Consider the following 1,253-nt stretch of genomic DNA (forward strand, 5'->3'; position numbering starts at 1 on the left):
GGCATTCGCGCCGTCATTGGGCAATGGATTGTCAAAGTCCTCGTGAGTAATTGCGTCGTAAAACAACCGCTTTGTATATCCATCTCGAACATGTTCATAACCTTCGCACCCCATGAGGAATACTGGCAAGTCGAGGAACAGTGCGTCCATCACGATAGTGCTGGGAAACAGCGAAACAACGGCATTGGCGTACATGTACGCGGGTGTAATGCTTGGCGTTCGGTCTACGATCATTCGTTCATGCGCTTGCGCAAAATCAAGCATAACCTGCATTGAGGCAGACATTTTCATTAGGAGCGCCTGTGGGTGCGGTCTCCAAATCAGAAACAGATCATCATTGTCCGCAACGGCATCAATGAGCCGACGCACGCCGGGATGCGGCGCAACGTCTTCGAGCATATAGGAGTAGTGCGTGTTTAAAAGGATTACACGGCGATTGCCAATGGCTGATTCCCATTCTGGAAAATGAGTGAATTCTCCATGGGTCTTGGCGAAATACAGAGAATCGCACTTCGGATTCCCGAGCGCCAATGCTTTTTTGTGTAACGAAGTACCTTTGGTATACCTCTCACGGAAAGATTCACTCTGAGCAATATATACATCGCAACGTTGTATCGATTCCAATTCGGTGTAATTCTTCTCGTATGCCTCACCCAGTACATTGACCGGGGATATACCATATGGTATATAGACCATTAAATTCGCGTACTTTCGGATGTTTTGGGACTGGAATTTGGGAATGTTGACGCCATCATACGGTTGGTTGTAGAATACGACGTCCGGCAGATCCTCCTCTATGTCGTAGGCGTCATAGTGAGTGTTGTGGATACCGATAGGGCTGAGGTAGTCCTCCCAAACAAATTTTGCGCCTTCATTTGTGTTACGCAGAATCGGCATGATCACGACTTGGGTTTCAAACATCGGGTCGCAAGAAAAAGCTTCGTACACGCTCTTCATGGTTTCCCATGTGTTGTCGTAGTAGGGCAGAAAAAGTGCCTTGAATTTGTTCGGTTTCAGTTCGGTTTTCACACTGGTTGCGATTTTATACAACTGCTTCCGCAGCGGCTTATCGTCGATTTCACCGTTGTGCGCTTTAAAGAGCAAATCGCAATATTCTTCGAGCAACGTGACCGTGCGCGTGCTTTCGCCCTCAGTTGCTTCAATGAATTGACCAACGCTCACCGCGCCATCTTGGCAGTCCGCATATAAGCCTTTATACTGCGCTTCCTTGATCGTCTGGATCAACTTCAATA

At 47.7% G+C, this 1,253-nt stretch carries 1 pseudogene; it reads right to left on the reverse strand.

What is annotated here, in order from left to right:
• Positions 1–1,253 (reverse strand): annotated as a pseudogene (locus ACH6CV_RS18065) (hypothetical protein); the annotation flags it as partial.

The organism is Anaerozeibacter quisquiliarum, assembly GCF_051162045.1.
GTDB lineage: Bacteria > Bacillota > Clostridia > Christensenellales > Aristaeellaceae > Anaerozeibacter > Anaerozeibacter quisquiliarum.